At 52.8% G+C, this 6,583-nt stretch carries 5 protein-coding genes and 2 pseudogenes; all 7 read left to right on the top strand.

Annotated elements, in window-relative coordinates; translation table 11 throughout:
- Positions 1–106: 106 nt before the first annotated feature.
- Positions 107–556: pseudogene (locus ACR3FF_RS25220) on the top strand (IS110 family transposase); the annotation flags it as partial.
- 222 nt (positions 557–778) lie between these two features.
- Positions 779–3,121, top strand: coding sequence for a DUF4209 domain-containing protein (locus tag ACR3FF_RS25215; protein ID WP_458190862.1), 2,343 nt, complete (start codon positions 779–781; stop codon positions 3,119–3,121).
- 960 nt (positions 3,122–4,081) lie between these two features.
- Positions 4,082–4,342 (top strand): hypothetical protein, encoded by a 261-nt coding sequence (locus ACR3FF_RS25210; RefSeq protein WP_458190861.1) that lies wholly within the window; start codon positions 4,082–4,084, stop codon positions 4,340–4,342.
- Between the two features lie 82 nt (positions 4,343–4,424).
- Positions 4,425–5,012: a hypothetical protein gene (locus tag ACR3FF_RS25205; protein WP_458190860.1), complete on the top strand. Its 588-nt coding sequence runs from the start codon at positions 4,425–4,427 to the stop codon at positions 5,010–5,012.
- Between the two features lie 423 nt (positions 5,013–5,435).
- Positions 5,436–5,843 (top strand): site-specific integrase, encoded by a 408-nt coding sequence (locus ACR3FF_RS25200; RefSeq protein WP_458190859.1) that lies wholly within the window; start codon positions 5,436–5,438, stop codon positions 5,841–5,843.
- An 18-nt stretch (positions 5,844–5,861) separates the two neighbouring features.
- Positions 5,862–6,017, top strand: a pseudogene (locus ACR3FF_RS25195) (site-specific integrase); the annotation flags it as partial.
- Between the two features lie 343 nt (positions 6,018–6,360).
- The gene (locus ACR3FF_RS25190; RefSeq protein ID WP_458190858.1) at positions 6,361–6,549 is read left to right on the top strand and encodes a hypothetical protein; all 189 of its coding nucleotides are present in this window, start codon (positions 6,361–6,363) and stop codon (positions 6,547–6,549) included.
- The last annotated feature ends 34 nt before the right edge of the window (positions 6,550–6,583 follow it).

The following is a 6,583-nucleotide window of genomic DNA, read 5'->3' as shown; positions in this document are numbered from 1 at the left end:
GACATATTCTCTTCGTTGCGCTATCTTCTACCGAGGCTACGTCCTGACTCTGTCCCACGTCTGGTTTATTTCTACGCACCTGTTCGTGCCGTGATCGATAGACTGGACAACTAGCGAATATCTTGACGTGGCTGTCGGCCATCCGCCGAAATTGAAAGCGATTGCTGACACAGACAAGAAAACCGACGAGATCGACGCTGAAGAACTGTCTCGGCTGGTCTGGTTGGGGTCGGTTCCGGAGAGTTACGTTCCGACCGACGAGATCAGGGAGTGCCGCGCACTCGTGCGCAGCCGGATCAGCCTGCTGGAGGAACGGACGAGTTTCACCAACAAGATCCACTCACTGCTGCTGGACAACGGCATCACCCGCCAAGTGAAGCCGTTGTCCGTGAAAGGACGAGCGGTTCTCGAGGAGCTGTCGCTCCCGGCTCCATGGGATGGGTTGCTCTCATCGTATCTGTCAGTGATCGATACGCTGACTGACGAGATTGAACAGCTCGACGACCGAATCGAGGCCCGGGCAGCGGGCCTCGATGAGACCAAACTGATCATGAGTAAAATAAAGGATATTTTGTCGCAGTCGAGGACCCGGATTCGGCTAAAGATCTCGGCAGAGACAGGCGAGTGCCACCTATATCTCCACTACTAACTTTATATTTACACTTGGAATCCAAGAACATGTATGATAGTCGAAATACAACTAAAATCATTTAGGTAGAACTGTTTTCACAAGGAGAGGGTCGTATGACTTTACATTATCTGAGAAACATCATCCGATATGGCCCGCTTACTCGACACGCTCGACAGGGTGAGAACCGATCCTGACGCAGATATTCACTTTGCTCTTGAATTAGACCAACTCTTCGAATCCGTGGAGGATGAGGAAGAACTCAGCGACGAGACTCAACTCCATCTCGATGAAATGAACGGCGAATACCTGCTTCCCGAAATAGTGGATAATCTTGAGGACTGGTATGGCGACAACACATTCCAATCAGCCCGTGACGCACTGGATCAATTCGAAGACGCCATCTCCGATGCAGAGGATCGCGGATGGATGAATGTGGTTGCCCAATATCAACATCACCGGATCCACCTCAAGGCGAGATTACAGGGCCACGATGTATCAGACGAACTCGAAGCAACACTCGAATTTCTGGAAAACCACCGCTCAGACGTCTCAGCCAACATCATCACTTTGATGATCGAATCCACAATTGACAACATCGATGACTTGGTGGATTCCCACAGAGACCGGTGGATAGACTTAATCGAGATAATCACGGACTCACATCGCACAGACAACCGTTTTAACAGGCTAAGAGAATACCTCCGGCTGCTACACGAGTTCAAACAAAAATGTGATCGTGACACTTCAGACGTGGAGAACGAACTCGTTAACTCGTACCGTACAGAAGCAGACCTAATCGGGCAAAGAAGCCAGTTACAGAAAGCTGACGTTCTTCAAAGCGGTGTCGCCGAATGCGACGAATATCTGACCGACGAACAAAAGCGTGACTGGAAACAGGAAGCCCTCCAGGCCCGTCGAACTGGGACCGAAAACGAACTCCATGAACTCGACCCGGATGACCTGGATGTAGAAGGGGTCGAAGGTGAAAGCCTTCAGCAGGCCGTTGCAGAAGAGATGGAACATATCGCACAGGCCTACGTCGATTGGTTCAAAGAAGTGAAGCAGGCCTCCAGGTCCGGCTCGTACGCCCTCTACTGCTTGGTACTCTCCAACAGCCTCATTCCCGATCCGAATCGGATTCGGTTGTCAGCAGAAGAGTTCGTTATCTCCCAGCTAGTCAGCCGCCAAATTATCTCCCCTGAAGCACACACGCTCTCCGTCGATCCCTCTGACCCCGAGACAATTCCGAACAATTACGGCCACCACGTAGCAGGGAAGATGTCGTCGCTGGGGAACGCGCTGTACCGCCTGTTCAAAGAAGGGCACATCACCACATCCGATATCATCCACATATTCAGAGTCGGAGACACGCTCTCCCCCGATACAGAAGCATTCCTAACCGACGCATTACTCGATCTCCACGAGGATAACCACATCCAAGCATTGTTTCTCTTGGTCCCCCATCTTGAAGCAGCGATCGTTGATACCCTCCAATCAATTGGAAGACCCGCATACACCATCATCAAAGAAGGAACCCAGCAACAACTGCTCGGAGGACTGTTCATCGACGGAAGCAACCTGTTCGGACGCCACTACGCCATCTACCTCCGGTATCGGTACACGAGTCGCGAAGGGTTGAATCTCAGAAACCGGCTTGCCCACGGCCAACTGCGGTACCAGAACGCAAACTACCTGAACACTGTCCTGACGTTGTTTGACATTCTGAAATGCATCATCACTCTCAACATCTCCGACTATCTGATTTACTACGGTATTCCTCAACGGACGCTCTCCCCATCCACATATTACAACCGGGAGACCGATCTCTCCTTGTTCACAGACCTGAACATGCAGATTATCGGCTACGGAATCTCCACTGATGGACACACCTTGGTCGTCATCCGAGAAAATCGTCACGAGGACCACACCGAGCTATTCGTCGATAGAGGACGAATCCAACGATACCTCATCGACGGGACCGGACTGACCCGGGAGGAAATCCAGGACGAAATCGACCAGCTCCGAGACAATCACTCAAGCATTCCGGACAGCATCGACTATACATGGCTCGACAAAGACGACCTGATACTCCACACCATCAAGGATGTAATCGACGACCAAACCGTCACCTCAGCCTACGTACTCCCACAAGACACCATCATCGATTACGCGAAAGTCCGCGGAGTCGATGAAAGCACGACCCGGACTGCACTCCGACTGCTAGAAGATCGAGGTGATATCACGATTTTGGAGATGAACGGCGAAGAAGTCGTTCCCACTGACGAGTTCCTCCGAATCTTTGAAAACGCTTCACGTGTCACTGGCATCGGTGAGACGCTCGCATGGCGAGTCGCGGACCACTTTGACAGTGAACAGGCGTACCTTGACGCAGACCAAGAAGCCTTTCAAGCAGTATCAGGCCTCGGCTCCGACCGGGCAGACCGACTGGTGACCGAACGTACCCTTTCCACCCTCGAGGCCGGAGAATAACCGCAACCTGATCACTTGGTTCTACGCGAGCAGAGACAAACCCCAAGAATACAACCACGAAGAGCACTCTTTCAATTCCAACCATTCGACACATACCGAAATGGGACTCGCCGATCCATTCCATTTTCTGTTTCTATCCCGACACACCGACCCACCACGTGCTGAACAAGCGCTGTGTATTCAGCACGCTCTTTTGAGTCTGTCACAGATTGATAGTTTCAACATAGCCATACCTCTTTCTCTCAGCTCTCTCGAGAACGCCGACAACGCGAGAGATGGGTGTCGCCGATCGAAGCGGAGAGGGTGCCGATGGTACGCATATCAGACTTTCTGCGTTGTCACATTTGAAGTGGCCACTGTCTTGCGATTGCCCCGAAATTTAATACTTCGGGTGTACGTGCGCGAGCGCCGATTGACGCTGGAGGGCTATCGATCTTGTATATGTCAGATTCCTCGATAGTCTCACCTGTGGGACGCTGCCATCTGGCTATTTTCCCCACGAAAATGAGAGTTCAGGCGCGGGCACGTGCACTCGAAGGTAAGGTGCAATAAACCGGGGGACTGCTGATTGTGCGGTGTGTCAGACAATCCGAGAGCTCTCAACACTCCACTGACGCAGTCTTGCGATTCACCCCGTGAAAATGAGAGTTCAGGCGCGGGCGCGCGAAGGCAAAGTAAAGCGGCGAAAATCTCCAGATTACAATGGAACCGAGGTGTCTCGTGACGCGATGGTCGACTGTCGGCCATGCTGGAGAACAGATGAAGAATGGTGTGTCTCGCGGGAGACTGTCCGCCATTCGGGGAAGAGTTCGATCATATCCGGTTGCATTCGATTGCAATTCTGCGAGGGTATGCGCATACCTGAAACGAGGAAAATCGGGCGATGGTGCGCGATTCGGGGAGAGAAGAAGCCGCAGTTCGCCTATTGATTTATGGAAAAAGAGTGCGTCTATATACTCGATGTCGTCGCAATCAACGACTACCGCGACCGACGAGAAGCCTGCGGTTGAGCTCGCCCGCGGAGAACTACAGCAGGCAGTCCCCGAAGCTGCCGAGGTGATGCGTGATCTCCTCGACGCCGAAGACGAGCGTATTCAGTTGAAAGCCGCTCAAGCAGTTCTCGACCGTGCGGGTATCACGGAAGCAAAGGCGACTACGACGCGCTCGGCAGAGATTTCTGTCGGGGGCGAGGAAAAGAACGACTCCGGGCTACCTTGGTAACGCGCTTAGTATGGGTGGATTCGGCTCAGGGAGAGACACTTATGCAACGACACCGACAGTCGGAGAGTGTCTCCAGTTGGATGTGAACCAACTCACAGACGCTATCGAGAATCGATATAAAGGGCCGCTTTGGTGGGGCGGATCGAAAGAAGACGGCTCCAGCATCAAGATTCACGTCGCAGACGAAGGCGATTTCCTCCATATTGGCTACACGGTTACCTACCCGAGCGGAGAGCAGCGAGAGATTCAATACGAAATCCCGATTGAGTACACCGAGTGCAACTTCGGCGGGGAGCGTCCATGGTTCCACTGCCCGGAGTGTGACGATCGCGTCGGGAAGCTATACAAACCGCCAAGTAGGATTTACTTCCACTGTCGCGAATGTCACGACCTTGGCTACAAGTCGAGCCGTGAATCGGGCGATAAGATGAAAGAAGCAAAACGGCGCTTTCAGAAAGTGCAGCGAAAACTTGGCATCGAGCCAACTCGTCCAAATTCTCAAGAGCGGGAGGTACCGCCACGGCTGAAAGGAATGCGTCAAGATACTTACCACGAGCTACTCCGCGAATACAGGGCGGCTCAAGAAGCATACGACGAAGCATTTATGGACAAACTCCACGGGTTAGCCAAGAGTACAGGGATTGATATGCCACCCCCATCCGAGAAATAACTCTCAGATAGTTAGTATGCTATACTAATCTATGAGAATTCACTTCCCCATTCCCCGTAAATCCACTGTTGCGCCACCGTCTATGAGATTGATGGTGTACAGCTCAAATGTGTTCAGATAGTTCGCAATGGACTTACAACCCCCGAGAACTTTTAATTTTCAAGCCTCGCCGAACTCTACGAGGGTAAACATGGCTAACAGAGTAAGGAAGTGATTCGCTAGACAATCGACGATCTGGAACTCCAGGGCCATTTCCGTAGTATATCACTAACCAAGATCCAATACTTTATAGCTAACAAATTTATCATAATATAATTGGCCTCTTTCACAACCCGATTACGAACCGGCCGTTGGACGGCATAATTCGGTGAAGTTGGCCCAAGAGAACCAATGCTATAATCGGATTTACAGTGATATCCGGTTATGGTTCGTGTCGACGACAGCGATGACGTGACAAAGTGCTGGCTTTCTCCCGATGAACTGGACCGGCTGGAGCGAACTGCTGGAGAAGACGGGTGGGAGCGTGAGGTGGCGATTCAGCTGATGGGGCGGTGTGGACTTCGAGCGTCAGAAGTGAGTTGCCCGAGTGATAGCAACCTGCGGTACTCCGACGATGGCGACATCTGGCTCTTCGAGGTCCAGGGGAAGAATACGAAAGGCGGGGCAAAGAAGAAACGCGACGTGTGGATGCCCGACGACATTCACAAATACACCCGTGAACGGAGCCTTGGTCTATCTGACTCGTGGGTCGACGCCAGCACTCCCTCCGTCCGTCGATGGGTCAAGGAGGCCGTTCACACCATCGCAGAGCAATCCGACGATCCGCGATAGCGGTCAGTCTCGTCGCACGATCTCCGCCGGTCTTGGGCGACCTATCATCTCGTCGAGCGCCAGGTCGACATCCGAACCATGATGAGCATCGAAGGGTGGTCCGACTACTCCGCCATCGAGCCATACCTCGCAGAGCCGACCGAAGCGCGTATTGGAGAGGCCATGCGGGTATAACGGGGAGTTCTTCTAGAGAACGGTAGTCTCGCAACTGGAATGGTTCGACGAGTTCTCGAGCACGCTCGTTCTCGGAGATGTCGTACCGTTCTTCCAACGAGCGGAGTTGGTCCCTGAGCTCCAGGTTGGTACGGGAGGTGTGCTCCTCTATACAAACGGAGTGCGTCGCTGAATAAGTGAGTCCGTGCTCAAGCGTCTACCTTCGATAGGGCTTCCGGAACGATCGAAGAGGGGTTGGCGTCGACGACCAAAAGTTGGTCCAACTTTACCTCACCCGCCAACTATTAGGAGCCAGGGCAAACCTCCTCGAGTAAGGGTACTACACCGTGGTGGTTGAGTCGGCATGTACGACGACACGTTCAAAGATAACCTCGCCGAGCAGGGGTCCTGGGACCAGACGAATACCTATTACCGGGTCGCCCTCACGATGGAGACCAACCTGGGGGTAATGTCGCTAGTTGTCCACTCTGGCTCAAGAGACCAGTTGCTGACACGTAGTAGTCAGAATGAGGCGACTGAATCAGTCGCCTGATTCAGCCGCTGTCCGGATTGGTGCGTAATGAGGC

The organism is Haladaptatus ordinarius (assembly GCF_054177595.1).
This window is presented reverse-complemented; position numbering and strand designations above follow the sequence as displayed.

Excerpts from the sequence above, each read along its gene's own strand:
- ACR3FF_RS25215 (WP_458190862.1), top strand. The coding sequence starts at position 779 with ATGGCCCGCTTACTCGACACGCTCGACAGGGTGAGAACCGATCCTGAC.
- ACR3FF_RS25210 (WP_458190861.1), top strand. The coding sequence starts at position 4,082 with ATGTCGTCGCAATCAACGACTACCGCGACCGACGAGAAGCCTGCGGTT.
- ACR3FF_RS25200 (WP_458190859.1), top strand. The coding sequence starts at position 5,436 with ATGGTTCGTGTCGACGACAGCGATGACGTGACAAAGTGCTGGCTTTCT.
- ACR3FF_RS25190 (WP_458190858.1), top strand. The coding sequence starts at position 6,361 with ATGTACGACGACACGTTCAAAGATAACCTCGCCGAGCAGGGGTCCTGG.